This is a genomic window from Leucobacter celer subsp. astrifaciens (genome assembly GCF_001273835.1).
Taxonomy (GTDB): Bacteria; Actinomycetota; Actinomycetes; order Actinomycetales; family Microbacteriaceae; genus Leucobacter; species Leucobacter celer.
On the sequence record NZ_JHEI01000138.1, the window covers coordinates 73,323 to 99,002 of the forward strand.

The 25,680-nt window shown below is 71.0% G+C and carries 25 protein-coding genes; 13 read left to right on the forward strand and 12 right to left on the reverse strand.

The annotated features are described in order from the left end of the window. Positions 1–25: 25 nt before the first annotated feature. Both AMS65_RS11760 and AMS65_RS11765 read left to right on the forward strand, forming a co-directional pair. Complete coding sequence (locus AMS65_RS11760; protein WP_053384360.1) at positions 26–1,009, forward strand: diacylglycerol/lipid kinase family protein; 984 nt, start codon at positions 26–28, stop codon at positions 1,007–1,009. Positions 1,010–1,286: 277 nt separating this feature from the next. Then, positions 1,287–2,003: a YceI family protein gene (locus AMS65_RS11765; RefSeq protein ID WP_053384361.1), complete on the forward strand. Its 717-nt coding sequence runs from the start codon at positions 1,287–1,289 to the stop codon at positions 2,001–2,003. 38 nt (positions 2,004–2,041) lie between these two features. Here the strand turns inward: AMS65_RS11765 and AMS65_RS11770 are convergent, their stop codons facing one another. Further along, complete coding sequence (locus AMS65_RS11770; protein ID WP_053384362.1) at positions 2,042–3,046, reverse strand: SDR family NAD(P)-dependent oxidoreductase; 1,005 nt, start codon at positions 3,044–3,046, stop codon at positions 2,042–2,044. A gap of 153 nt (positions 3,047–3,199) precedes the next feature. Here AMS65_RS11770 and AMS65_RS11775 point away from each other — a divergent pair, with 153 nt between their 5' ends. Continuing rightward, positions 3,200–3,793, forward strand: coding sequence for a TetR/AcrR family transcriptional regulator (locus AMS65_RS11775; protein WP_053384363.1), 594 nt, complete (start codon positions 3,200–3,202; stop codon positions 3,791–3,793). Here the strand turns inward: AMS65_RS11775 and AMS65_RS11780 are convergent. Further along, entirely contained in the window at positions 3,729–5,006 is a 1,278-nt protein-coding gene (locus tag AMS65_RS11780) for an MFS transporter (protein ID WP_162231766.1), read from the reverse strand. The two genes, AMS65_RS11775 and AMS65_RS11780, sit on opposite strands and share 65 nt — an antisense overlap. A gap of 91 nt (positions 5,007–5,097) precedes the next feature. Between AMS65_RS11780 and AMS65_RS11785 the strand changes: the two genes are divergently transcribed. Beyond that, on the forward strand, positions 5,098–5,475 hold the full coding sequence (locus AMS65_RS11785) for a MerR family transcriptional regulator (protein WP_053384365.1): 378 nt from the start codon (positions 5,098–5,100) through the stop codon (positions 5,473–5,475). Here the strand turns inward: AMS65_RS11785 and AMS65_RS11790 are convergent. After that, positions 5,472–6,671, reverse strand: coding sequence for a RimK family alpha-L-glutamate ligase (locus AMS65_RS11790; protein ID WP_053384366.1), 1,200 nt, complete (start codon positions 6,669–6,671; stop codon positions 5,472–5,474). The genes AMS65_RS11785 and AMS65_RS11790 overlap by 4 nt on opposite strands. 25 nt (positions 6,672–6,696) lie before the next feature. On the opposite strand from AMS65_RS11790, the gene AMS65_RS11795 reads away from it, so the two are divergent. Both AMS65_RS11795 and AMS65_RS11800 read left to right on the forward strand, forming a co-directional pair. Next, positions 6,697–7,176, forward strand: a complete 480-nt coding sequence (locus tag AMS65_RS11795; protein ID WP_075200969.1) for an ATP-dependent zinc protease family protein — start codon at positions 6,697–6,699, stop codon at positions 7,174–7,176. A 67-nt stretch (positions 7,177–7,243) separates the two neighbouring features. Continuing rightward, complete coding sequence (locus AMS65_RS11800; protein WP_053384443.1) at positions 7,244–8,341, forward strand: N-formylglutamate amidohydrolase; 1,098 nt, start codon at positions 7,244–7,246, stop codon at positions 8,339–8,341. Positions 8,342–8,383: 42 nt separating this feature from the next. On the opposite strand, the gene AMS65_RS11805 is transcribed toward AMS65_RS11800, so the two are convergent. After that, positions 8,384–9,727 (reverse strand): anaerobic C4-dicarboxylate transporter, encoded by a 1,344-nt coding sequence (locus tag AMS65_RS11805; protein WP_053384368.1) that lies wholly within the window; start codon positions 9,725–9,727, stop codon positions 8,384–8,386. 146 nt (positions 9,728–9,873) lie between these two features. Here AMS65_RS11805 and AMS65_RS11810 point away from each other — a divergent pair, with 146 nt between their 5' ends. From AMS65_RS11810 to AMS65_RS11830, 5 genes are all read left to right on the forward strand, one after another. Continuing rightward, positions 9,874–10,257 carry an ArsR/SmtB family transcription factor gene (locus tag AMS65_RS11810; protein ID WP_053384369.1) on the forward strand — a complete coding sequence of 128 codons (384 nt, stop codon included), beginning with the start codon at positions 9,874–9,876 and terminating at the stop codon, positions 10,255–10,257. Next, a complete protein-coding gene (locus AMS65_RS11815) occupies positions 10,254–11,906 on the forward strand; it encodes a SulP family inorganic anion transporter (RefSeq protein WP_053384370.1) in 1,653 nt (550 codons plus the stop codon). Before AMS65_RS11810 ends, AMS65_RS11815 begins: the two co-directional genes overlap by 4 nt. Before the next feature lie 268 nt (positions 11,907–12,174). After that, complete coding sequence (locus AMS65_RS11820) at positions 12,175–13,503, forward strand: heparan-alpha-glucosaminide N-acetyltransferase domain-containing protein (protein ID WP_053384371.1); 1,329 nt, start codon at positions 12,175–12,177, stop codon at positions 13,501–13,503. A gap of 88 nt (positions 13,504–13,591) precedes the next feature. Continuing rightward, on the forward strand, positions 13,592–14,833 hold the full coding sequence (locus AMS65_RS11825; protein ID WP_083451661.1) for a MalY/PatB family protein: 1,242 nt from the start codon (positions 13,592–13,594) through the stop codon (positions 14,831–14,833). After that, the gene (locus AMS65_RS11830) at positions 14,830–16,305 is read left to right on the forward strand and encodes an O-acetylhomoserine aminocarboxypropyltransferase/cysteine synthase family protein (RefSeq protein ID WP_053384372.1); all 1,476 of its coding nucleotides are present in this window, start codon (positions 14,830–14,832) and stop codon (positions 16,303–16,305) included. Before AMS65_RS11825 ends, AMS65_RS11830 begins: the two co-directional genes overlap by 4 nt. A gap of 212 nt (positions 16,306–16,517) precedes the next feature. On the opposite strand, the gene panB is transcribed toward AMS65_RS11830, so the two are convergent. From panB to AMS65_RS11865, 7 genes are all read right to left on the reverse strand, one after another. Beyond that, complete coding sequence (panB, locus tag AMS65_RS11835; protein WP_053384373.1) at positions 16,518–17,363, reverse strand: 3-methyl-2-oxobutanoate hydroxymethyltransferase; 846 nt, start codon at positions 17,361–17,363, stop codon at positions 16,518–16,520. Between the two features lie 11 nt (positions 17,364–17,374). After that, on the reverse strand, positions 17,375–18,274 hold the full coding sequence (panC, locus tag AMS65_RS11840) for a pantoate--beta-alanine ligase (protein ID WP_053384374.1): 900 nt from the start codon (positions 18,272–18,274) through the stop codon (positions 17,375–17,377). Continuing rightward, positions 18,271–19,143 carry a DUF2520 domain-containing protein gene (locus AMS65_RS11845; RefSeq protein WP_053384375.1) on the reverse strand — a complete coding sequence of 291 codons (873 nt, stop codon included), beginning with the start codon at positions 19,141–19,143 and terminating at the stop codon, positions 18,271–18,273. The genes panC and AMS65_RS11845 overlap by 4 nt, the downstream gene beginning before the upstream one ends. Positions 19,144–19,148: 5 nt before the next feature. Beyond that, entirely contained in the window at positions 19,149–20,270 is a 1,122-nt protein-coding gene (locus tag AMS65_RS11850) for a UDP-N-acetylmuramate dehydrogenase (protein ID WP_241489433.1), read from the reverse strand. Positions 20,271–20,332: 62 nt separating this feature from the next. Continuing rightward, on the reverse strand, positions 20,333–20,758 hold the full coding sequence (locus AMS65_RS11855; RefSeq protein WP_053384376.1) for a MaoC/PaaZ C-terminal domain-containing protein: 426 nt from the start codon (positions 20,756–20,758) through the stop codon (positions 20,333–20,335). Between the two features lie 3 nt (positions 20,759–20,761). Then, positions 20,762–21,205 (reverse strand): FAS1-like dehydratase domain-containing protein, encoded by a 444-nt coding sequence (locus tag AMS65_RS11860; RefSeq protein ID WP_053384377.1) that lies wholly within the window; start codon positions 21,203–21,205, stop codon positions 20,762–20,764. 83 nt (positions 21,206–21,288) lie between these two features. After that, positions 21,289–21,879, reverse strand: coding sequence for a TetR/AcrR family transcriptional regulator (locus tag AMS65_RS11865; protein ID WP_053384378.1), 591 nt, complete (start codon positions 21,877–21,879; stop codon positions 21,289–21,291). A 109-nt stretch (positions 21,880–21,988) separates the two neighbouring features. Between AMS65_RS11865 and AMS65_RS11870 the strand changes: the two genes are divergently transcribed. After that, positions 21,989–22,849 carry an SDR family NAD(P)-dependent oxidoreductase gene (locus tag AMS65_RS11870; protein ID WP_053384379.1) on the forward strand — a complete coding sequence of 287 codons (861 nt, stop codon included), beginning with the start codon at positions 21,989–21,991 and terminating at the stop codon, positions 22,847–22,849. Positions 22,850–23,005: 156 nt separating this feature from the next. On the opposite strand, the gene AMS65_RS11875 is transcribed toward AMS65_RS11870, so the two are convergent. Further along, the gene (locus AMS65_RS11875) at positions 23,006–23,665 is read right to left on the reverse strand and encodes a DUF937 domain-containing protein (RefSeq protein ID WP_075200970.1); all 660 of its coding nucleotides are present in this window, start codon (positions 23,663–23,665) and stop codon (positions 23,006–23,008) included. Positions 23,666–23,855: 190 nt separating this feature from the next. Here AMS65_RS11875 and AMS65_RS11880 point away from each other — a divergent pair, with 190 nt between their 5' ends. Beyond that, positions 23,856–25,622, forward strand: a complete 1,767-nt coding sequence (locus tag AMS65_RS11880; RefSeq protein WP_053384380.1) for an acetyl/propionyl/methylcrotonyl-CoA carboxylase subunit alpha — start codon at positions 23,856–23,858, stop codon at positions 25,620–25,622. Positions 25,623–25,680: the final 58 nt, after the last annotated feature.

A 25,680-nucleotide genomic window follows, 5' to 3' on the forward strand; every position in this document is an offset into this window, starting at 1 on the left:
GTCTGAACCGACCGGAGGAGCGAGTATGAGCGGGAAGATCGGGATCGTCTGGAACCCCTCGAAGGTGGAGGAGCGGGATCTGCGCAGGGCCGTGGACGGAGCGCTCGGAAGAGTCTTCACCGCGGCGCAGGATCGCCCCGAGTGCCTGTGGTTCGAGACGAGCGAGGACGACCCGGGGCAGGGCGCCGCCGGTGAGGCGCTCGCCCAGGGCTGCGAGGTGGTGGTCGCGGCCGGCGGCGACGGCACGGTTCGCGCCGTGGCCGAGCGGCTGGGCGGTTCGGGATCGCCGGAGGCGGAGCTCGGGGTCGTGCCGCTCGGCACCGGCAACCTGCTGGCCCGCAACCTCGGCGTGCCGCTGGGCAACCCCCGTGCGGCCTTCGAGCGGGTGCTGACGAGCGAGGGATCGCCGCTCGATCTCGGCGAGGTGCGGTTGCGCGCGGCGGGGGACAGAACAGACGGCGACGACACCGCCGAGCAGCGGCACGGCTTCGTGGTGATGGTCGGCTTCGGCATCGACGCGCAGATGATCGCGGAGACGGACGACGACCTCAAGGCGAAGACCGGCTGGCTGGCCTACGTCGAGTCGCTCGGACGCGCCGCATCGGGCACCGAGGTCGTCGAGTTCTCGCTGCAGCTGGATGAGCACGAACCGCGCACCGAAGCCGCGCACACGCTGCTCGTGGCGAACTGCGGCAGCATCCAGGGCGGGATCACCCTGCTGCCCGACGCTGCGCCCGACGACGGGGAGCTCGACCTGCTCGTGCTGCGCGCCGACGACGCCGGAGCCTGGCTCGACACCATGAAGAACATGGTCTGGGACAACGGCCTCAAACGACTCATCACGCGGGCGGGCGCGGCCGAGAGCTCGGGGTCCACCGCGCACCTGCGCGCCCGCACCGTGAGGGCGGAGCTGCCCGCGCCGCTCGCGTTCGAGGTCGACGGCGACGATGTGGGCGAGGTCGCGGCGTTCGAGGTGCGGATCCTGCCCGCCGCGCTGCTGGTGCGCTGATCCCACCTCGGGTTTCGACTCGCTTCGCTCGCTCAACCGGCGATGGCGCCGCCCGCCGGTTGAGCGAGGAGCGCAGCGACGAGCGCAGCGACGAGCGCCATGCTGAGCGAGCGTAGCGAATCGAAGTGTCGAAACCCCGAGCCCAGTAGCCGACCCGCCCAGCCTCTTCACCCGCGCTTCCAAGCTTCTTCAATGGGGCGGCTGCCATCGTGGAACGACACCGACACCGACACCGACACCGACACCGAACACCACCGCGCCGCGTCAGGAGACCATCGTGCAGAAGTCCCAGAAGATCCTCATCGGCGCCGGCGCCGGCGTGCTCGCCCTCGCGGCCATCGCGGCCTTCGCCGGCCCGGCCATCTACCGCGACTTCATCGCGCCGCCCGCGGCCTCGGCTCCCACGCTGAGCAGCGACGAGAACATCCTCCCGGAGGAGACCACGGGCGAGCAGCTCGATCCCGCGGCGCTCATCGGATCCTGGAACGTGACCGAGGGGTCGGAGGCCGGCTACCGCGTCGACGAGGTGCTGAACGGCACCGACGTCACGGTCACCGGGCGCACCGACCGGGTCGAGGGTGTGCTCACCATCGGCGCCGAGGGGCTCACTCTCGAGGCCGCCGAGCTGACGGTCGACGTCGCCTCGATCTCCACCGACAGCAACCAGCGCGACGCCTACTTCCGCGATCAGGCACTGCGCACCGGCGAGTTCCCCACAGCCACCTTCGTGCTCACCGAACCCGTGTCGCTCGAGGAGGCCCCCGACGCCGGTGCCGTGGTCGAGGCGGAGGTCACCGGCGATCTGACCCTCGCGGGCGCCACCCAGTCCGTCACCGCGACGGTCCAGGTGCGCTCGGACGGCAGCACCGCCGAGATCGCCGGCACGATCCCCATCACGTTCGCCGATTTCGGGGTCGAGGCGCCGAGCCTCGGCTTCGTCTCGGTCGAGCCGACGGGCTTCGTCGAGTTCCAGCTCACCGCCGCACGGCAGTAGCCGCCCGGCCGCCCCGCGACGCTGAGCCGACGGCGCTCCTACTGCACCGACCAGCCGCCGTCGGAGGGCAGGATCGCGCCGTTGATGTTCACCCCGTCGTCGCTCAGCAGGAAGGCGATCGACGCGGCGAGGTGCTCGGGTGCGGCAACCGTCGGGATCGCGGACTGGAACGGGCGCAGCCGCGCGCTGCCCTCTTCCGAGACGTTCGGCGGGAACGGGATCCCGGTCGCGACGCCACCCGGGGCGACGGCGTTGACCCGTAGGCCCTGCTGCGCGTACATGAAGGCCGCGCTGCGGGTGAGGCCGATCACGCCGTGCTTCGAGACCGTGTAGGCGTTGCCCGAGGCGTTGCCGCGCAGGCCCGCCTCCGAGGAGACGTTCACGATCGAACCGCGACCGGACGCGAGCATCACCGGTACGACGGCGCGCGTGAGCTTGAAGACGCCGGTGAGGTTGATGCCGATCACGCGGTCCCAGATCTGGTCGCTCGTCTCGTGGATGGGCGAGAAATCGTCGTTCACACCGGCGACGTTCGCGAGACCGTCGATGCGCTCGCCGGCCGCCGCGATGATCCGGTCGATGCCCCCCTGCGTCGTGATGTCGGCTGCAACGGCCACGACGCGGCCCTCCGGAGCGGAGGCCGCGAACTCGGCGAGCCGATCCTCGGAGATGTCGACCGCGATCACCCGGCCGCCCTCGCGCACGATGCGGGAGGCGGTGGCTCGTCCGATTCCGCCGGCCGCGCCGGTCACGATCACGGTCTGCCCCTCGAAGCGGCCGGGCGCGATGCGCTCCTGCCAACCGGTCGGAGCGTCATCCTCGGGGATCTCCCCGTCGTTCACCGCGCGCACCAGATCGTCGACGACCGACTGCGGCATGCGCCCCTGGCTCATCTCGACGAGCTGCTGCAGCGGGAGCGACCGCACCGGGTCGAGCGAGTTCGCATCGGTGCCCGACTGGGCCAGCAGGTCGCGGATCAGTTCCCCGCCCCGCGGATGGTCGAGCCAGTCCCCGATGGAGCTGTTGGCGGTGAGCTTGGACATACGGGCCTCCTGGGTGCGGTGCGCGGCAATGCGGTATTCCGAGAGCCGCGCGTGCTGCACAGCCTCGACACCGCTCAGCGTATCCGACAATTGTCGGATAAACCACACCTCGGCGCGTTTTCGCAGCCGACGCGGCCTGGCAGAATCGTGGGTATGGATCCGAGAGCCGCGCACACCCGTGCACAGCTGCATCGCGCGGTGCTCGAGCTGGCGGCCGAGCGCGAACTCGACGACATCTCGATCACGCAGCTCGTCACCCGGGCCGGCGTCAACCGCAGCAGCTTCTACCAGCACTTCTCCGGCAGAGAAGAGCTGCTCGCCAGCGCGCTGGAGACCGCGGAGGAGGAGGCCGGACGGGTGCGGGTCGCGGTGCATATCCCGGGCTCGGGGCAGGTGCCGCCCGCGCTCGTGCGCTTTCTCACGCACTTCGCCGAGCACGCCGCGGTCTACCGGCGAGCGCTCGGCCCCGAGGGATCGTCCCTCGTCGCCGCGCGCGTGCGGGCGCGCACCGTCGAGCTGGTGCGCGAGGGCATCGAACTCACGCGCGTGCGCCGCAGCGGTCTGCCGCTCGACATCGAGGCGGCCGGGACGGCGGGAGCACTGCTCGGCGTGATCGAGGCGTGGCTGCGCCGCGACCCGCTCCCCGGGCCGGAGACCGCCGCCGAGTGGATGTGGCGCATCCTCATCGGCGCGGGCACCCCGGAAGACGGCTCGGACGAGGCCCAGGGGCCGCCGAACGGCAGCTAGCCGTACTGACCCGGATCGTTGTTGACGCAGGAGAAGCCTCCGGTGTCGAGTTGGGCTGGGCGGAAGTCTGCCCGGCGGAGGTGAACGATGGCGGCGGTTCACTGTGTCGGAGGAGGCGGAGGATCAGGAGTGGAATGACCGCGAGGACGGCCGTGGCTGCGGCGATGAAGGGAAGCACCCGCAATCCGCTGTGCAGGGACACGATGCTTCCCAGTCCGGCACCGAGGCCGACGCCGAGATTGAGGACGGTGACGAGAATGCTTCCCGCGAGGGGCCGGAAGCGCTTGGATGCTACGCGCATCACGTTGGCCTGCAACACGACGGGAAGGATCCCGATCATCACTCCCCACAGGACGGCAAGAAGGATGTACGCCGCCGCCGCATGAGCGACGCCGGTCGCGGCGAGGGTGACCGCGAGCGCTACGGCCGTCACCGGTAGTGCGCGTGCGGGCCAGCGGTCGCTGATCCGTCCGGCAACCAGCACTCCCACGACACCGCCGATACCACTGGCCAGCAGCACGCCGGGCACATCACCGGCAGAGATCCCTGCGACGACTCCGCTGACGGGGACGACGAAGGTGAACAGGGCGTAGAAGCCGACGAGCGCGAAGAACCCTCCGCCGGCGACCCACACCACGGGTATCGCGGATCGATCCCATGTTCCCCGCTCTGGCTCGGCCGCTGCATCTCGGCTTGCGGGAACGACCAGCGACACCAGAAGCACGCACAGCGCGCACGCAGCAGCCAACGCGAAGAAGGTCGCCCGCCAACCGACCGCGTGCGCCAACGCCACCCCGGCGGGCAAACTGACGAGATTCGCCAGTGTCGGGCCGGCCAGCACGATCGACAACGCCCTCCCCACCCGCTCGGGAGGCACGAGCGTCGCCGCGTACGCGACGGCCACTGCCCAGAACACGCCGTGAGCCGTCGCGCCGACCACACGCGAGACCAGGGCGAGTGCGTATGTCGGTCCCAGCGCAGTCATGATATTCGCTGCGACCATGATTCCGAGAGTGACCAGGATCAGGGGTTTGCGTTGCCAGCTCATCGTCATGCGCACGAGTGGAATACTCGTCACCGCGATCGTCAACGCCCAGAATGTCACGAGCAGACCCGCTGTCGAGTTCGTCACCGACAAAGACGCGCCGAGTTGGTCGAGAACACCCGTCGGCATCATCTCCGTGCTCACCGTCGTGAAGGTCGCCGCGCTCAACACCAGCAGGGGCCAGACGGAGTTTCTTGATTTCCTCACGCCCCGAACCTAAACTTTAACGTCAATGTCAATGTCAAGGCCGGAGCGCAACATGAAGATCGGAGAACTCGCGAAACGAGCCGGAACGTCAACGCGAATGCTTCGCTACTACGAGACCCAGGGGCTCCTCACCGCGAAGCGATCGGCGAACGGATACCGCTCATACGCCGAAACCGACGTCGAACGAGCGCGCACGATCGTCAGCCTGATCCAGTCGGGCTTGCCGTCCAAGCTCATCCAGGTCGTGCTCACTGCGCAAGATCAGCCCGAAAGCTGGGGTGATACTTGCGATCTCGAGTTCGCCAAGCTCCTGCGCGCAGAACTCGACACGATCGACACGAAGATCTCCTGCCTCACGCGCAGCCGAGCTGCCGTCGAGACCTACCTCGAACGCTCCGCCGTCGACAACGTCATGGTCGGCAACAGCTAGCCGTCGGCGAGATCCGCCGCAGAGGCGGGCAGCTTGCGCACCCGGGCCCTGCGGCGCTTGCGCTCCGGGATCATCGACCGCATCTCTTCGAGCTTGCCGAAGCACAGCAGGCGATCCTCCGGCTCCAGCACGACGTGCTTGCGGGGGTTCGGGATCACCTGCACGCCGCGGTGCAGTGTCAGCACGGTGATGTCGCGATCCCACAGGCCTAGATCGCCGAGCGCCTTGCCCACCTGCTCCGATCCCGCGTGCATCGTGAGCTCGGCCACGCCGTAGCCGGTCGAGACGCTGAGGCGCTGCCGCACGTCGATCTCGGGGAAGTTCACCTGATTCGCGATGTAGTCGATGATCGCTCCGGCCACGTCGAGGCCCGTGGCGGTCTCGATGCCCTGCAGCCCCGGCGACGAGTTGACCTCCATGACGAGCGGTCCCTCATCGCCCTCGAGCATGTCGACGCCCGCCACGCGCAGGCCCATGATCTGCGCCGCCCGTACCGCGGTCTGCTCGTAGGCGGGATCGAGCTGCACCGCCTCGACGGTGCCGCCGCGGTGCACGTTCGAGCGGAACTCGTCGCCGCTCGCGATCCGGCGCATCGCCGCGACCACACGGTCCCCCACCACCAGCGCGCGGATGTCGCGACCGCGGCTCTCCGCGACGAAGCGCTGGATCAGCACGTTCTGCCTCGTGGAGTGCAGCGTCTCGATGATCGCCTCGGCCACCTTCACCTGCGGGGCGAGGATCACGCCGATGCCCTGCGTGCCCTCGAGCAGCTTGATCACCACCGGGGCGCCGCCCACGCTCTCGATCGCGGCGCGCACGTCGGCGCGGTTGCGCACGAAGGCCGTCGCGGGCATGTCGATGCTGTGGCGGGAGAGGATCTGGATCGCGCGCAGCTTGTCGCGGGCGTTCGAGATGCCGTTCGCGGTGTTGGGCGTGTAGACGTCCATCTGCTCGAACTGGCGCACCACCGCCGTGCCGAAGTAGGTGATGGAACTGCCGATGCGAGGCAGGATCGCGTCGTAGTCGCTCAGCTGCTTGCCGCGGTAGAGCAGATCGGGCTCCTCGGGCGACGCGAGGTCGATTGCGAAGCGCAGCGTGTTGAGCACCCGAGCCCGGTGCCCCCGGTCGGCAGCTGCGGCCTGGAGCCGCTGCGTGGAGTACGCGTGCGGAGCGCGCGAGAGAATCGCGAGTTTCACCGTGGTTTCCTGCCAAGATAGATGCGTGAGCGGACCCCACTATTCAAGCACCCCGACGGGGTGGCGTGAATGGGTGTCGCTGACGGGAATCGGCGTGCCGTGGATCAAGGCCAAGATCGACACGGGCGCGCAGACCTCGGCGCTGCACGCCACCGATATCACCGAGTTCGAGCGCGACGGCGCGCCGTGGGTGAGGTTCGCCGTGCAGCCCTGGCAGGTCACCGACGACGACGCCGTCGAGGTCGAGCTGCCGGTGCACGACCGGCGCACGGTGCGCAGCTCGTCGGGGCACGCGCAGGAGCGCCCCGTGGTGCTCGTGGAGATCGGGATCGCGGGCCGCACGATCGAGGCGGAGGTGACGCTGACCGACCGCGAGGAGATGGTGTTCCGCATGCTCATCGGGCGCGAGGCGCTGCGCCAGGGCTTCGTCGTCGACTCCGCCGCGTCGTTCCTGGGCGGCAAGCCCCCGCGGGAGACCCGCCGCCGCAACCGCGGCCGCGCGTAGCCGCTTCCCGCCCCGAGCCGGCCCTGCGGGCCTGCCGCATGCGCCCCGAGCGGGTTACGCTGTGGTCATGAGCGGCAGCGACCTCGATCTCATCCCTGCGGGAACGGTCTTCACCCCCGAGCAGATCACCCACTACGCCGACGCGGACACGCGCTCGCTCGAGCAGGCGGTGCTCGACGCCGACGTGCTCGTCAGCGCGCCCCACGCCGGCGCGGCGATCCCGGCGGAGGTGGCCGGGTTCCTCTCCCCCGCGCTGACCCGGCGCCTGCAGTACGACTTCAGCGATGTCTCCACGGCCGCGGTCGTCGTGCGGTGGGCCGAGATCGACCCGCGCATCGTCGCCGTGGTCAATCCGCATCCGCGCCTCATCCGCGATCCGAACCGCGCGAAGCCCGCGGATGTGCGCGCCGATCTCGCCGCCGCGATCGAGCGCGTGCGCGCCGCCGGGGCCTGGCAACCGGTCGACCTGTCCGGCGTCGACGCGATCCGACCGGTCACCTTCTCGTTCTTCCCGATCCTCGAGGTGCCCGACTCCGAGGAGGAGATGCTGCGCCTCGTCGACGCGTTCGCGCGGACCGCCGAGCAGGGGCTCGGCGTCTACGAGCGCACCCGCGACGAACTCACCGAGCTGTTCCTCGCGAACGGATTGCAGCGCGGCGGCAGCTTCACCCGGCTCTCGTTCCACGACACCATGAACACGACTACCACGCGCGACGGGGCGGTGAACGTGCCCCGCGCCGAGCGCGACCGTCTCCCCGCCGTCGTGGCGCTCTCGAATCGCGGGGACGACCGCGGGGAGACGCGCGATCCCGACGATCCGCCGACCATGGACGGTGCCGCCGTGCGCCGGCTCGCCGAGGCGCACCGATCCGGCTTCGAGGTGGTCGAGGACGATGCCGTGCTGCTCAACCAGCCGTATCTCGGCAGCCAGGAGATCCTCGCCGCCGGTGCGCAGTTCCGGGACCTGAGCCGCGAGGCCGACGCCGCCGGGCTGCGCCTCGGCGCGGTGCAGGCCGAGTTCCTGCGCGAGTACCTGCTCGGGGCCGAGGCGACCGCTCGGCTCCACGAACCCGGAACCGACTGGGTGGACGAGGACCGCGAGCGGGTGGACGCGCTCGCCCACGCCTGCAAGCGCGCCTGGGACGCGTTCCGCGACGGCGCGTAGCGATCGCTGCGCCTCCCCGCAGCGCAGCGACGCCGATCCCGATCAGCCGCCCCAGAGCACCCCGAAGAGCGCGCCCACCGCGATCGTCGAGGCCGCCAGCACGAGCGTCGGCACGAAGAAGGAGTGGTCGACGAGCTTGGAGCCGAGCTTCGTGCTGCCCGAGGTGTCGAAGTTCGCGGCCGCGATCTGCGAGCCGTTGGTGGGCAGCAGATAGATCCCGGCGAAGGCGCCCGCCCACATGCCCGAGAGCAGTCCGAGCGGGATCCCCGCCGCGAGCCCGATCGGCACGATCGTGCGTGTCGCGGTGGACTGGCTGGTGGTGAGCACGCACACCAGGAACACGCCGAGCGCGAAGATCCACGGCACCGCCGTGACGAGACCGCCGACGCCGTCGGCGATGAGCTCGGTGTGCGCGGCGAGGAACGTGTCGGTGAGCCAGGCGAGACCGAAGAGCGCGATAGCCGAGACCATACCGGCGCGGAACACCGTCATCGTGGGGATCTCGGCGACCTTCGGCCGCGACACGAGCAGGATCACGGTTCCGGTCACGAACATCACGATCTCGATGATCGGTGTCATCGACACGGGATCGCCCGCGGCGTCGAGAGGACGGATGCCCTTGAACAGCCCGAAGGCGACGATCAGGGCGACGCCGAACAGGAACACGAGCGCCGCGTTGCGGCCGGCAGACGTGACCGTGACCTGCGCCTTCACCTCCTGCGCATCGGCGTGGGGAGCCGGGATCTCGCCCGCGGCGATCTTCGCCTGGATCTCGGGGTCGTCGACGATGTCCTTGCCCAACCGGTTCACCACGAAACTCGAGATCACGATCCCGACGACCGCCGCGGGAATGGTCACCTTGAGGATGTCGATGAGCTCGAAGTTCCACGGCGCGGTGTCGGTGAGGGTGACCATCGCCGCCATGGCGGCGGAGACCGGGCTGCACGCGAGCGCGACGCCCGTCGCCACGACCGACAGCGACAGCGGCCGCGAGGGGCGGATGCCGTTGCGGTAGGAGAGGTCCTGGATGACGGGCAGCAGCGGGTAGAGGATGTTCGAGGTGCCCGCGCCGACTGAGAACAGGAACGACACAAGGGGCGCGACGAGGGTGATCTGCTTCGGGTTGCGGGCGATGAGCTTGGCCGCGATCGACACCATCCAGTCGATGCCGCCCGCCGCCTGCATCATCGACGACGCGAGCACGACCGACAGCACGATCAGCAGCGCGTCGACCGGCGGTGATCCCGGCGGCAGCCGGAATACGAACACGAGGATCGCCACACCCGTGCCGCCCCACAGGCCGAGTGCGACACCGCTCGAGCGGGTGCCCATCACGATGCAGCCGAGCACGACCAGCAGCTGCGTCACGAACAGAACGGTCTCCATGTCGCCCCCATCTCCGAACCCCGTGGTCCCTGAGCCATAGCGTATAGCCGGGCGGCGGGCGGGGCCAGAGGTATCTCACGCGGTATGATGGATTCATCATTTCGCGATTTCGATGGATCGCGCGGACCCGACCGGAAGGAGCACCGATGCCGCTCGGAGACGCGCAGCGCCCCCTCTACGAGATCAAGGCCAACCTCTTCAAGGGGCTCGCGCACCCCATCCGCATCCGCATCCTCGAGATCCTGAGCTCGAGCCCCGAGACCTCCGTCTCGGAGATGATCGCGGAGACCGGCCTCGAGGCCTCGCATCTCTCGCAGCACCTCGCAGTGCTGCGGCGCTACCGCCTCGTGCGCTCCGAGCGCCGCGCGAGCGTCGTGTACTACCGCATCGCGTTCCCCGAGGTCGCCGAACTGCTCCACGTCGCCAGACGACTGCTGCTCGGGCTGCTCGCCGACGATCAGACCCACGGCGCCGCGGCGGCTGCGCTGCCGGCCATCGCCGGCCCGGGGAGCACGGAACGAGCCTCATGACACCCTCGCCGTTCGCCCGGTTCCGCGGTCTGCTGCCCTCGAGCGAGGACTACAGCGGCCTCCGCTCGAGCTGGCGAGCCGACCTCGTCGCGGGCCTCACCGTCGGCATCGTCGCGCTGCCGCTCGCACTGGCCTTCGGCGTGAGCTCGGGTGCCGGGGCCGAGGCCGGGCTCATCACCGCGATCGTCGCGGGCCTCGTCGCCGCCGTCTTCGGCGGATCGAACGTGCAGGTCTCGGGCCCCACCGGAGCCATGGTGGTGGTGCTCGCCCCGATCGTCGCCGCGCACGGGATCGGTGCGGTGGCGCTGGTCAGCGTCATGGCCGGGGCGATCGTGCTGGCGGCCGGCCTGCTGCGGCTCGGCCGTGCGGTGAGCTACATTCCCTGGCCGGTGATCGAGGGATTCACCGCGGGGATCGGCGTCATCATCTTCCTGCAGCAGGTGCCCGCAGCTGTGGGCGCGACCGGTGGCGAGCATTCCAGCAACGCGGTCGTGGCCGCGTGGCAGGCGATCTCGCAGGCCGACTGGCCGCAGGCGCTCCTCCCGCTCGCGGCGGTGGCGGCGGTAGCCGTCATCATGCTGCTGGGCCGCTTCGCACCGGCGCTGCCCGCCTCGTTCATCGCGATCCTCGTGGTGTCCCTGCTCGCGGCGCTCGCACGGCTGCCGCTGCCCACCATCGGCGAGCTGCCGCACTCGCTGCCGGCGCCCGCGCTGCCCGCGCTCGACCCGGCGCTGATCGCGAGCCTCGCGGGCCCGGCCCTCGCCGTCGCCGCCCTCGCCGCGATCGAGTCGCTGCTGTCGGCTCGCGTCGCGGCGACGCTCGCCGACACCGGTCACGTGAACGCCGACCGGGAGCTCTTCGGCCAGGGACTGGCATCCATCGCGGCGGGTCTCTTCGGCGGTATGCCCGCCACCGGGGCCATCGCCCGCACCGCCGTGAACGTGCGCAGCGGCGCGAAGACCCGGGCCGCCGCGGCCGTCCACGCGATCGTGCTGCTGCTCGTCGTGCTCGTCGCCGCCGACGTGGTGTCCGCGATCCCGCTCGCAGCCCTCGCCGGCGTGCTGATGATGACCGCGGCCCGCATGGTCTCGCTCGCCACGATGCGCCGCGTGCTGCGCTCCGGCCGATCCAGCGCGGCGGTGTTCGTCGTCACGCTGTTCGTCACGGTCGCCTTCGATCTCATCGTGGCGGTCGGGATCGGCCTCGCCGTCGCCGCCTTCTTCGCGCTGCGAGCGCTCAGTCGCATGAGCGGGGCTCACCGCGATCCCCTGCCCGGCCCCTCGCAGCCCGGCGACGAGCGCATCGCGCTCTTCCACGTCGAGGGCTCGCTGTTCTTCGGGGCCGCCGATCGACTCGTCGAGGAGATCGCGAGCGAGCCCGACGTCGAGGTGGTGATCCTGCGCCTCTCCGGACTCCAGCTCGTCGACGCCACCGGAGCCAACGCGCTCGCCGAACTGGTGCTGACGCTCGAGCGACGCGGGGCGACCGTGCTGATCAAGGGCGTCCGGCCGGAGCATCGGGAACTGCTGGAACAGCTCGGGGTCATCGCGTCGCTGCGGCACCCGAATCACCTCTTCGCCGAGCTCGAAGCCGCCCTGGCCCACGCGCGGTCGCATGTGCGCCGCTCGGCCGAGGATCGCGCCGGCTGATCCCCTCCCCCGGCCCGCACCGCCGCACCGCCGCCCCGCCCCGCACCCCCTGCGCACCCTGCGCACCCTGCGCACCCTGCACCCTCCTTCGCGCGTCAGTAGATGTCACCAACCGCGCGGGGAAACAGCATCTACTGACGCGCGAATAAGGGGCGGGGCGGGCGGGGCCGACAGATGCGGGGATGCGCCGGACGAAGGCACCCCGGTACCACGCGCGCGGCACCCTCGGCCGATGCGCGGCGACGCGGCGCCGGAGAGGCTGGTAGGCATGGACACGACCGCTTCGATCCCCCTCCCCCGCACACCGGCCGCTCCGCGGGCGGCGCAGTCGCACGCTTCCCTCGCGACGCGCACCCGCGTGCGCTACCTCGGTGTCGACCTCGCACGATTCCTCGCCATCGTGGGCATGATGGCCACGCACCTCGTCGCGGTGAACGCGATGAACCCGACGGCCTCCGAGTTCGAGCAGGGCGCCGCGCAGCTCGCCCAGACGCTCACCTCGGGCATCGCGGCACCGCTCTTCGCCGTGCTCGGCGGCCTGAGCGCGGTCTTCGCGACGCGGCGCCTGCTGCGCGCCGGACGGGTCGGGGCGGCGATCGCGGCCGTGACGATCCGCGGCGCGATCCTCATCCTCATCGGCCTGCTGCTCGGCCTGGTCGTCAGCCCGGTCGTGGTGGTGCTGGCGTACTACGGCGTCGCGATGATCCTCATCGCTCCCCTCGTCGCCGCACCGAGCTGGGTGCTCGCGACGCTCGCGCTCGCGTTCGGGATCGCCGGCGGCCCGCTGAACGCGCTGGCCCGCGGGGCGCTCGGCGTGGTGAACGAGGGCGGATCCGTCAGCTTCGAGCTGCTCGCCGCCGACCCGTCGGGTGCGCTCCGCGCACTGCTGCTGACGGGCGAGTACCCCGCCATCACCTGGTGCGTCTACCTGCTCGTCGGCATGCTCGTGGCGCGGCTCCTCGTGTCGGCCACCGCGAGAGGGGCCCTCGGGCGCGCAGCGGGAACCGTCGCCGCAGCCGGTGCCGCCGTCGCGGTCGCCGCGCAGCTGGCCTCGAGCTGGGCACTCGCACACCTCGCAGATCTCGGCTTCACCCCCGTGCCCGGCATCGATCCCGAGATGTTCCGCAGTCTGCTGACCTCGCCGACCTTCGGCGCGCCGTTCTCGTCCGATCTGTGGGCGCAGCTCGTAGCGACGCCGCACTCGGGATCTCCCATGGATCTGCTGCGCACGATCGGCATCGCGTGCGCCGTCATCGGGATCCTCGTGCTGCTGTGCGACGGGCGCGGCGACGGTCGCAGCGATGTTCGCAGTGAGGGCGGTGCGCGCAGCGCGCTCGAGGTGCTGCGCTGCGCGGGGGCGGCTCCGCTCACGGTCTACACCCTGCACATCGTCGTCACCGGGCTGCTGCTCGCGCCGGTGATGGAGGATCCCGCAGTGCTCGAGAACGGCTTTCCCTGGTGGGCGGCGGGCACCGGGGCGTTCGCCCTGCAGCTCGCGGGAGTGCTCGCGATCGGGGCGATCCTCGCGGCCCTCGGACGGCGGGGCCCGCTCGAGGCGCTCACCTCCGGGGCGGTGCGCATCGCAGTGCGCGGCTGACGGAGCACCGACACGGCGGCGGGGCGAAGTGTGACGCCGCTTTACCGGTCGGCTCGCGCGGGATCGGCGCCCGGGAGAGCATGGGGGCATGACCGACCGCGAGGACTGTACCGATCCGGGTGGCGTGCCCTTCGCCGAGCTCGATCCCGCGCTGCTGCGCGCGCAGCGCACGAGCCTCAAGTGGACGCGCTACCCGGCCGACGTGCTGCCGCTCTTCGTGGCCGAGATGGACTTCACCGTGGCACCGGTCGTGCAGCAGGCGCTGATCGACCGCGTGCTGGCCTCCGACACGGGGTACCTCGACGGCCCCGGCCCGCTCGCCCCGGCCTTCGCCGACTTCGCGCGGGATCGCTGGGGCTGGGAGGTGCCGCACGACCGGGTGCACCTCGCCACCGACGTCGCGACGGGAATCGTCGAGGCGCTCAGGCTCTTCAGACCCGAGGGCGGGCGGATCGCGCTGCCCACCCCCGCCTACCCGAGCTTCTTCGAGATGCTCGACGAAGTGCCGTTCGAGGTCGTCGAGATCCCGCTCGTGAGCACGGGAACCGCTCCTGCCGAAGGATCCGAGAGCCCTGAAGTGCGCCTCGACCTCGCCACCATCGAGCGGCTCTTCGCGAGCGATCCCGGCATCGACGCCTTCCTGCTGTGCAGCCCGCACAACCCGCACGGGCTCATCCACTCGGCAGAAGAGCTCGCCGAGCTGGCGCGCCTCGCCGCGCAGTACGACGTGTTCGTGGTCTCCGACGAGATCCACGCCCCGCTCACCCACGTCGGGCAGACCTTCACCCCCTTCGCGCCGCTCGCCGCCGCAGCCGGCGCCCTCTCGGTCACCACGACCTCCGCGAGCAAGGGCTGGAACCTCGCCGGCACGAAGTGCTCGGTGATCGTGGCGGCCGACGAGCGCGCGAACGAGACCCTGCGCCGCCTGCCGCCCGAGGTGGCGTGCCGCTCGAGCATTCTCGGACTGCACGCCAGCGTCGCGGCCTTCGTCGACGGACGCGACTGGCTCGACCGCGCCATCGCGCAGTTCGAGGCCAACGACCGTCTGCTCGCCCAGCTGGTCCGGGATCGCCTGCCCGGTGTGCGCCGCACCCGCCCGCGGGCCGGCTACCTGGCCTGGCTCGACTTCCGCGACGCCGGGCTCGGCGACGACCCCAGCCGCCGCATCCTGTTCGATGCCCGCGTCGCGCTGAACAACGGCGCGTCGTTCGGCGAGGGCGGATCCGGGCACGCGCGTCTCAACCTCGCCTGCGCCCCGGACACCATCCGCGAGGCCGTCGACCGGATCGCCCGCATACTTCCCGCCACAGCACCGAAGAAGGCCATATGAGCACCGCATCCCAGGTCGAACCGCCCGTCTACGACTGGGAGGGGTTCGGATTCGACACCCGCCAGGTGCACGCCGGCGAATACCCCGACAAGAACCACGGCCTCCGGGTGCCGCCGATCGCCCTCTCGGCGGGGTACCTGTTCGAGGACTTCGACGACCAGGTGAGCCGCTTCGACGGCAGCATCCACTGGCGCGCCGAGGAGCATCCGGGGCACGAGGATCCCGAGGGCTTCTCCCCCAGCGAACATCGGGCTGGTGAGCCCGGAGCAGTTCACCGCCAAGGCTTCGCCTTGTCGCCGAGTGAACATGCTCCCATCTACTCCCGCCAGGGCAACCCGTCGAACTGGGTCGCCGAGGAGCGTCTCGCCTCCCTCGAGGGCGGTGTGGTGTCGGTGGCGGTGTCGAGCGGCCAGGCGGCCATCTCGGCCGCGCTGTTCGCGCTCGCCCAGCAGGGGGATCACATCGTCTCGACCGGCTCGATCTACGGCGGGACGCGTATCCTCTTCGGCCGCAGCTTCAAGCGCTTCGGCATCGAGTTCGACTACGTGTGGGACGCCGAGGACGACGACGCGTGGGAGCGCGCGATCCGCCCGAACACGAAGGCGATCTACACCGAGACGATCCCGAACCCCCGCAACGACATCACGGATCTGCGCCGCATCGCGGAGGTCGCGGCGCGCTACAACCTGCCCGTCGTGGTGGACAACACGGTCGGCACGCCCGCGCTGATCCGGCCGTTCGAGCACGGCGCGAACATCGTGGTGCACTCGACCACCAAGTTCCTCACGGGGCACGGTTCGGCCGTGGGCGGTGCGATCGTCGACGGCGGCACCTTCGACTGGGAGGCCGCCGAGCGCGCCGGCCGATCCTACCCGCTCATCACGCAGTCCTCGCGGCCGGGCGTCGCCTCGATGCTCGATCGCTTCGGCGCCGGAGCCTACGCGCGCGCCGTGCGCGAGTCCGTCGTCAACGACATCGGCCCCACGCTCTCCCCGCTGCACGGCTTCCTGCTGCACCAGGGCATGGAGACGCTCTCGCTGCGCATGGAGCGCCACGTCGCCACGTCGCTGAGCATCGCGGCCTGGCTCGAGGAGCAGCCCGAGGTCGAATCCGTGGACTACGCCGGGCTTCCCTCGAACCCCCTGCACGGGCTCGCCGTGCGCGACTACGGCGCCGACGCGGACGGCCGCGGGCTCACCGGGTCGGTGTTCGGCGCGACCGTGCGCGGCGGCGTCGACGGGGCGCGCGCCTTCGTCAACGGGCTGCGCGTGTTCTCGCGCATGACCGGCATCGGCGACACCCGCTCGATGGTGCTCCACCCGCTCACGTCGACGCACGGCACCTTCGCACCCGAGATCAACGAGCGGCTCGGGATCACGCCCGGCCTGCTGCGCCTCTCGATCGGCCTCGAGTCGGCCGACGACCTGATCCGGGATCTGCGCAGCGCGCTGGATCGGGTGGCCGCGCTCTGACGGGACACCCCGCCGGTTGAGCGGAGCGCCCTCGATCGATTTCGGCCGAAACCCGACTTCGCGCGTCAGTAGTTGTCACCAAACCGAGCAACCTACTGGACGCGCGAAGAGGGGTTCGAGGGAGGGGAGGCGGTGCTCCGAAGCTGTTGGGAAAGCGCCGAGGATCCTCGGTGTCGACGCGCCGGCGCTCGCTCAGCCCGTGGAGGGCAGGCTCAACGGCCGAGCGCCCCGCGCGCCGCCTCGACCGCCTCCGGGCTCGCGGCGTACTGGTGCTCGGCGGCGGGGAACGCACCCTCGCGCACCTCGCCGGCGTAGGCGGTGATGGCGGCGACCGTGTCCTCGCCGATCGCCGCGTAGCGCTTCACGAACTTGGCGGCGCGGCCCTCGGTGATGCCGAGCAGGTCGTGCAGCACGAGCACCTGGCCGTCGGCGGATCCCGCGCCGATACCGATGATCGGGATCCGCAGAACCTCCTTCAGCAGATTGGTGATCTCAGCGGGAACGGCCTCGACGACCACGCAGAACGCGCCCGCATCCTGCACTCCGATCGCCTCCTCGACGACGCGCACCGCGCTCTCGGTCGTGCGCCCCTGCGCGCGCAGGCCGCCCAGCGCGGTCGCGGTCTGCGGCGTGAGCCCGACGTGCCCGACCACCGGAACGCCCGCGGCCACGATGGCCCTGATGCGGTCCAGGCGATCCTCGTTGCCGCCCTCGAGCTTGACGGCGTCGGCGCCCGCCTCCTTCGCGAAGCGCACCGCCGTCTCGACGGCCTGGGCGTTCGAGACCTCGGTCGAGCCGAACGGCACGTCGCACACCAGGAACGCGGACTCGGTGCCGCGGCGCACCGCCTTCGCGAGCACGAGCATCTCATCGGTGGTCACCGAGACCGTCGAACTGTGCCCCAGCACCACCTGAGCGCCGGAGTCGCCGACGAGCACCATGTCCACCCCCGCTCGGTCGGCGGCGCGGGCTCCCGGGTAGTCGTAGGCGGTCACCATCACGATGGGCTCGCCGGCGGCGCGCTTCTCATGCAGCATCGGGATCGTCATCCGTGGCATGTCATTCCTCCTCATCGGGACGCCTGCGGATCGCCCTCCGCGATCCGCAGCACTGCGTTGTCGATCAGCCGCACCTCACCCGCTCGCACGGCGATGGCGAGCAGGGCGGAGGCCTCGATGCGATCCAGCGCCTCGAGGGTCTCCGGGTGCACGACGGCGACGTACTCCACCTCGAGACCGGCCTCGTGCAGCATCTCCTCCGCACGCGCCCGCAGCAGTCCGGCGTCGCGCTCGCCGGCTGCGGTCGACTCGGCGGCGGCCTCGAGAGCGCGCGGGATCGCGAGCGCACGCTGCCGCTCCCGGGCGCCGAGGTGCACGTTGCGGCTGGAGCGGGCCAGGCCGTCGGGATCGCGCGACGTGGGGCAGGCCACGATGCGAGTCGGGATACCGAGGTCGGCGACCATGCGGGTCACCACGAGCAGCTGCTGGGCATCCTTCCGGCCGAAGTAGGCGGAGTCCGGGAGCGCCGCGAGCAGCAGCTTCGAGACGACCGTGGCGACGCCGTCGAAGTGGGAGGCCCCGCGGGCTGCGCCCTCGAGAGTCTCGGTGAGCGGACCCGTCACTCGCACGCTGGTGGCGAATCCCTGCGGGTACATCTCGGCGGCCTCGGGCGCGAAGATCAGGTCGACCCCCGCCTCGGCGGCGAGCGCGGCGTCGCGCTTCTCCTGCCGCGGATAGGCGGCGAGGTCGGCGGCCTCGTTGAACTGCGTCGGGTTGACGAAGATGGAGAGCACGACCGTGTCGTTCTCAGCGCGGGCCGCGCGCACGAGCGAGAGGTGCCCCTCGTGCAGCGCGCCCATCGTCGGCACCATGCCGACGCGGCTCGGCGCCGATCCGGCACCCGCGGAGCCCGCGCCCCGGGCCGCGGCCAGCGCCTCGCGCAGTTCGGCGATCGTGCGCACGATCCTCATGACCCGCTCCTCTCGGACTCGCCCGTCGAGCGGAGCACAGCGGAGTCGGAACTCATCCCGTTCTTCGGCTCCCGCCCGTATTTCGGATCGGGCGTGGGGATCTGATCCGCGGCATCGGTGAGGGCCGAAGTCCGGGTTTCGACTCGCTTCGCTCGCTCGACCGGCGAGGGGTCGCCCGCGGCGAGCTCGCGCGCGGCATCCGCGAGCGCGTCGAACAGCTCGAGGCGCTGGGGCAGTCGATCCGCCACCGCGTCCCGCTGAGCCGCCACCGTGGCCTCATCGCCTCGCGCGATGGGTCCGGTCAGCGCGGCGGCGGCGCCGAGCTCGGCCCAGTTGCGCAGAGCGGCCTGCGCGAGCGGCACCAGAGCCTCGCGCGGCACCCCGGCGCTCTCGGCCAGCCGCTCGGCGAAGCCCTCGAGCACCACGAGGTAGTTCGAGGCCGCCGAGGCCGCCGCGTGATAGGCGGCCCGATCCTCGTCCGCCACTCGGAAGGACTGCATGCCCAGCAGCCGGGCCAGCTCGAGCGCGGCCTCCAGAGCCCGCTCGCTCGAACCGTCGATCGCGGCGTGAGCCCCCGCGAACGCGCCTCCGGCTCCGGTCACCGTGAGCAGCGGGTGCAGGCTGAATGCCTCGTGCGGGTGCAGCACCCCGAGGCCGGTCGCGCCCGAGAGATGGCCCACCAGGCGGCCGGGCTCGACGACGGCCGCGGCCTCGGCGATCGCCGCGTCGGGCACCGCGAGCAGCACGACGTCGGCATCCGATCCGGAGACTCCACGGCCGCCCAGGGGCAGCAGGTCCGCCCCCGCCGCGCGCAGAGCCTCCGTGAGGGCCGTGCCCATGCGGCCCCGGCCGACGATCTGAATGCGCATGCGCGCTACAGCTCCATCCCGTACAGGTTGGGCTCGGGCGCCAGGATGACGCCGAACTCCTGCTGCACCCGCTGCACCACGAGGCGCGCGAGCTCGGCCACGTCGGCCGCCGACGCGCCGCCGCGGTTGGTGATGGCGAGCGTGTGCTTCGACGAGATCGCCGCTCCCGAGCCCGGGAGGCGGAACCCTCGCACGACCCCCGCGTTCTCGATGAGCCATGCGGCGGAGAGCTTCACCATGCGCTCGGGCTCGGCCTGCGGCACCCGCAGCGGCACCCCCGCCGCGAGCTCCTCGAAGCTGGTCAAGGCCGGGGCCGATTCGTCCTTGCCGAGAGGGAACCGCGGCGCGTGCGCGGGCAGCTGCCGTGAGAAGTGCTCGGAGACGATGGGGTTCGTGAAGAAGGATCCCGCGCTCCAGCTGTCGTGATCCTCGGGATCGAGCACCATGCCCTTCGAAGCGCGCAGCCGCAGCACCGAGTCGCGCAGCTGCCGCAGGGGCACACGATCGCCGATCTCGACGCCGAGCGCGCCGGCGAGCTGCGCGTAGCGGACCGGTGCCGAGAGCGGGCCGCCGCCGGCGGCCGGGTCCGCATCGCCGGCGCGTGCGTCGCCGAGCAGCAGGTCGATCGACAGCACGACCCCCTCGAGACCGCGCTTGATCGCCGAGTCGCGGTAGCCCAGCTGCAGCTCCTCGGCCGTCATGCGACGCACCTCGCCGCTCTCCCGATCGAGGAACTCGATCGAGTGCAGCACGTCCGACAGCTCCTGACCGTATGCGCCGATATTCTGCACCGGCGCCGCCCCCGCGAGACCGGGGATGCCCGAGAGCGCCTCGATGCCCGACCAGCCGCGATCCACGCAGGTGGCCACCAGGTGGTCCCAGTCGTGCCCGGCCTGCACCCGCAGATGCACACCGCCGGGGTTCTCCCCCTCGTCGATGCGGGCGATCCCGGTGGTGCGCACGAGCAGCACGGCGCCCGGATACCCCTCGTCGCTGACGACGGTGTTGGAGCCGCCCCCGAGGAGCAGCCAGGGATCGCCGTCGTCCCAGAGCTCGGTCGCGTAGCGCACGAGATCCTCGGAGCTGTGGGCGACCAGGATGCGCTCGGCGGGGCCGCCGACCCGCATGGTCGTCAGCTCGGAGAGCGGGGTTCCGTCGCCGATCGGCTCGGGAACGATGTCGGGAAGCGTCACTCGAACGCCACCGAGAGCTGCGACTTGCCCAGCACGGTCGCGCCGTCGAAGACGACCTTGAGGTCGATGCGGGCGGTGCGCAGCGACTCGTCGAGCGCGCCGACGGTCGCCGTGACCGTGACCGCCGCGCCGTCGGCCGGGTCGACCGGCACGGGGCGGGTGAAGCGCGACTGGAAATCGATGACGCGGCCCGCCGTGCCGAGCCAGTCGGTGGCAACGGATCCTGCGACGCCCATCGTGAGCATGCCGTGGGCGAGCACGCCGGGCAGCCCGACCGAGACGGCGACGTCGTCGCGGTAGTGGATGGGGTTGAAGTCGCCCGAGGCGCCCGCGTAGCGCACGAGGCGATCACGGGTGAGCAGCAGTTCGCGCTCGGCGACGACCTGACCGAGCGACAGCTCTGCGAAGACCGGGGTGCTCATGGGTTACTCCTCTCCCCGGACGACGAGTGTCGAGATGGCGGTGACGACGTGCTCACCCGCGGCATCGACGATCTCGCTCGAGGCCGTCACCATGGAGTGGCCGCCGAGCTGCTTCACCGCGGCGATGGTGAGCGTCGCGGTGAGCTCGTCTCCCGCGACGATCGGGCGCGTGTACGTGAAGCGCTGGTCGCCGTGCACGACGCGCGAGAAATCGACCCCGGCCTCGTCGTCCGCGAGCAGCTGGGCCAGCGTCGCCTCCTGCACCACGACCGCGAAGGTCGGGGGCGCGACGACATCGGCGTAGCCGGCCGCACGAGCGGCCTCCGCGTCGAGATGGAGCGGAGAGGCGCTCAGCACCGCGCGGGCGAACTCGCGCACCTTCTCACGGCCGACGAGGTACGGGGCGGTCGGCGGGTACACCCGCCCTTGGATCTCTGGATTCACCACGCCGCAAGTCTACCGCGGGCGCCATTCCCCGACTTCGCGAGCCGTCGCGCACGGAAACGGAAGGCACTCGGCCGTCGCGCGGTCTAGTCCCGCCGCATGCCGTCGAGCGCCGTCGCGACGAGCCGCTCGACGTAGGCATCGTCCAGAGGCCCGCTGCGCAGCAGCCACCGGTTCAGCACGGGTCCCCAGATCAGGTCGACGGCGATCTCGAGGTCGAGCTCTCCGGCGATCTGGCCGGCTTCCTGGGCGCTGCGCAGCCGCCGCATCTTCGCCTCGCGGAGCGGCCGGTCGAGACGCTCGTGGTAGGCCTCGGCGAGTTCGGCGTCGTGCGCGATCTCGGTGGCGAGTGCCCGCATCGGTTCGGACAGCCTCGGATCGTTCAGCTCCGCCACGGTCGCGCGCAGCACGAGCGCCAGATCCGCGCGGAGGTCGCCCGTGTCCGGCAGCGCGGGGAGGCCGTCGGCTCCCTCGCTGAGCTGCAGGAACGCGTCGAAGAGCACCGCCGCCTTCGACGGCCACCACCGGTAGATGGTCTGCTTGCCCACGCCGGCGCGCGCCGCGATGCCCTCGATGCTCAGCCGCTGGTACGGCATCTCCTGGAGGAGTTCGAAGGTCGCGTCGAGCACCGCGCGACGCGACTTCTCGTTGCGTCGGGCCGGATCCGGATTCGCCATACCCCCAGAGTAGCAACAAGACGAGACGTTGCGTATTGCGACTTGAGGAGCCTCGTGCTACGTTTCGATGAGGCGAGACGACCCGTCTCGTCTCACGAAAGGAGCGATCATGCGACAGTCACCCGTAGAGTCCCGGGTCTGGTTCATCACGGGCGCCAGCCGCGGGATCGGCCGCGCGCTCGCCACCGCGGCCCTCGACCGCGGCGATCGCGTCGTCGCCGCCGCCCGCACCGCGAACGCGGACGCATTCGATGCCCGGCACGGCGACCGCCTGCTCGCGCTGAGCCTCGATGTCACCGACCGCGACGCTGTCATCCGAGCGGTAGCCACCGCCGCTGAGCACTTCGGCCGCCTCGATGTCGTGGTCAACAACGCCGGGAACATGTCCATGGGCATGATCGAGGAGTTCACCGAGGATCAGGCGCGAGCGCAGTTCGAGGTGAACCTGTTCGGCGCGCTGTGGGTCAGCCAGGCGGTGATGCCGCACCTCCGTCGGCAGGGTTCCGGTCGCATCCTGCAGATCTCGAGCATCGCGGCGCTCGGCGCCTTCCCGAGCACGGGGCTGTACAGCGCGAGCAAGTTCGCGCTGGAGGGGCTGAGCGAAGCGCTGGCGGCCGAAGCCGCGGGGTTCGGGATCGCGGTCACCATCGTGCAGCCCGGCGGCTACTGGACCGATCTCTACTCGAACATGGCCACCACGACACCCAATCCCGCATACGCTCCGTTGCGCGCCGAGATGGAGAAGCAGTGGGCCGAGGGATCGATCGACAGCGATCCGCGACTCGCGGCCGAAGCGATTCTCACCCTCGTCGAGGCCGAGAACCCGCCGCTCCGACTGCTGCTCGGCAGCATGGTCTACGACCTCGCCCACGAACTCTCCCGGCAGAGGACCGAGACCTGGGCCGCCTGGGAAGAGGTCAGCCGCGCGGCCGAGCACGCGATCCCGCAGCCCGGCTCCACCGCCGGTTGAGCGGAGACCGACGTCGGCAGTCCGGCGATCCTCGATTTCGATACTTCGACTCGTCGCTGCGCTCCTCGCTCAGCACGGCGCTCGCTCCGCTCGCTCAATCGGCGGACACCACAGCCGCCGGTTGAGCGGAGCGGAGCGGAGTCGAAACCCCGACCGCTACTTCTTGCCGCCGAGCAGCCCGCCCAGCAGGTCACCGAGCCCGCCGCCCGAGGAAGAGCCGGAGGATCCGGATCCACCGCCCAGAAGGCCGCCCAGCAGATCGCCGAGATCCCCGCCCGAGGAGCCGGAGCTGGAGCCGGCGCCCGCCGATCCCGACCCGCCTCCGCCGAGCAGTCCGCCCAGCAGATCGCCCAGCACACCCCCGAGGCCGCCGCCCGCGGAGCTCGTCGAGGCCGTCGTGCTCGCTGCCGAGCCGCCCAGCTTGCCCGCGAGGAACTGCATGACGAGCGGAGCCAGCAGCGGCAGCAGCTGCGGAATCAGGTCGGAGATCACCGAGCTGCCCGAGTTCGCGCCCAGCGCCTTCGCCACGTCGTCCTTCTGATCGCCCAGCACGTGCTTCACGATCTTCTTGCCGTCCTCGGCGTCGATCGCCTCGAGCGAGAGCTTCTTCGCCGACGGCTCGTGCTGCTGCACGGCGCGGGCGAGGCTGTCCGCACCGTCCGAGGCGCTCGCGTTGACCGCCATCCCGCCGATCAGACCGGGCAGCGCCTGCCGCACCGCGGCCTCGACCGTGCTCTCATCGACCCCGAACTTCGCCGCCAGATCCCCGATGGGCACCTGCTGTAGCAGCGTTTCGACTTCAGACTTGCCTGCCATGTGATTCCCTCCGTCGGGATTGCGGTTACATTGCCGGCGCCCGGTCGGATCGTCGGCTTCTCCGAGAGTAACGCGCCCGGCGCGCTCGCGAACCCCTCCCGCAGGTTTTATGCCCGTCGGCAACGAATCGTGGAAAGGTTTGTGGCCTATATCCAAGGCTCTCCCCCCTCCCTGGAATAGGCTGTAATCCATGTCGCGCATCCGTAAAGTGCTCATCGCCAACCGTGGCGAGATCGCCGTCCGTATCATCCGCGCCGCCGCAGACAGCGGCATCGCCTCCGTGGCCGTCTACGCCGACCAGGATCGGGACGCCATGCACGCGCAGCTCGCCGACGAGGCGTACGCGTTGAACGGCACCACCAGCGCCGATACCTACCTGGTGATCGACAAGATCCTCGGCGTCGCCCGCCGCTCGGGCGCCGACGCGGTGCACCCCGGCTACGGTTTCCTCGCCGAGAACGCCGACTTCGCCCGGGCCGTCATCGCCTCGGGACTCACCTGGATCGGGCCGGGCCCCGAAGCCATCGAGCGCCTGGGCGACAAGGTCTCGGCCCGCCACGTCGCCGAGAAGGTCGGAGCCCCGCTCGCCGCGGGAACGAGCGATCCGGTCGCGGGCGCCGACGACGTGCTCGCCTTCGCCGACGAGGTCGGCCTGCCCATCGCCATCAAGGCGGCGTTCGGCGGCGGCGGCCGCGGCCTGAAGGTGGCCTACGAGCGCGACGAGGTGGCCGAGCTCTTCGAGTCGGCCACGCGCGAGGCCGTCGCGGCGTTCGGCCGCGGCGAGTGCTTCGTCGAGAAGTACCTCGAGAAGCCGCGCCACGTCGAGACCCAGTGCCTCGCCGACCAGCACGGCAACGTCGTCGTGGTGTCGACGCGCGACTGCTCGCTGCAGCGCCGCCACCAGAAGCTCGTCGAGGAGGCGCCGGCGCCGTTCCTCACCGATGAGCAGAACGAGAAGCTCTACGCGGCGTCGAAGGCGATCCTCAAGGAGGTCGGCTACGTGGGAGCCGGCACCTGCGAGTTCCTCGTCGCCAAGGACGGCACGGTGTCGTTCCTCGAGGTGAACACCCGCCTGCAGGTCGAGCACCCGGTCTCCGAGGAGATCACGGGCATCGACCTGGTGCGCGAGCAGTTCCGGATCGCCGAGGGCGGCGTGATCGACTACGCGGATCCGGTGCCGCACGGCCACTCCTTCGAGTTCCGCCTGAACGGCGAGGATCCCGGCAACGGCTTCCTCCCGGCCCCCGGCCCGGTGGCGCTGTTCAAGCCCGCGGCCGGCCCCGGTGTGCGCGTCGACACCGGCGTCTCGACCGGCGACGTGGTCTCGGGGGCGTTCGATTCGATGCTCGGCAAGCTCATCGTCACGGGGGCGACTCGTGAAGAGGCGCTTCAGCGCGCCCGCCGCGCCCTCGACGAGTTCGAGATCCAGGGCCTGCCCACCGTGCTGCCGTTCCACCGCAAGATCGTTCGGGATCCCGCCTTCACCGCGCCCGATGGGCGCTTCGGGGTGTACACGCTCTGGATCGAGAGCGAGTTCGAGAACGACATCGAGCCCTGGGAGGGAGAGCTGTCGGCGATCGCGCAGGATCCGAAGCGCCGCACCGTCGCGGTGGAGGTCTCCGGGCGCCGCATCGAGGTGACCCTGCCCGCAACACTGCTGCCGCTCGTCGACCAGGAGGTGACCCGCGGTCCCGCCCCCAGGCGCGCGAAGGGCGCGGGTGTCGCTACGGCCACCGGCGACGCCGTGGCCGCCCCCATGCAGGCGACCGTCGTGAAGGTGGCCGTCGAGGAGGGCCAGCAGGTCTCCGAGGGCGACCTGGTGGTGGTACTCGAGGCGATGAAGATGGAGCAGTCGATCTACGCGCACCGCGACGGCTCGGTGTCGGGCATCGATGCGCCGATCGGGCAGACCGTGCCGAACGGCCACCTGCTGCTCAGCATCGTCGACCCCGCCTGAGGCGCGGCGACTCGTCGACCCCGCCTGCGGGCGCCGGGTCCCTCGGCCCTGCCCGTGG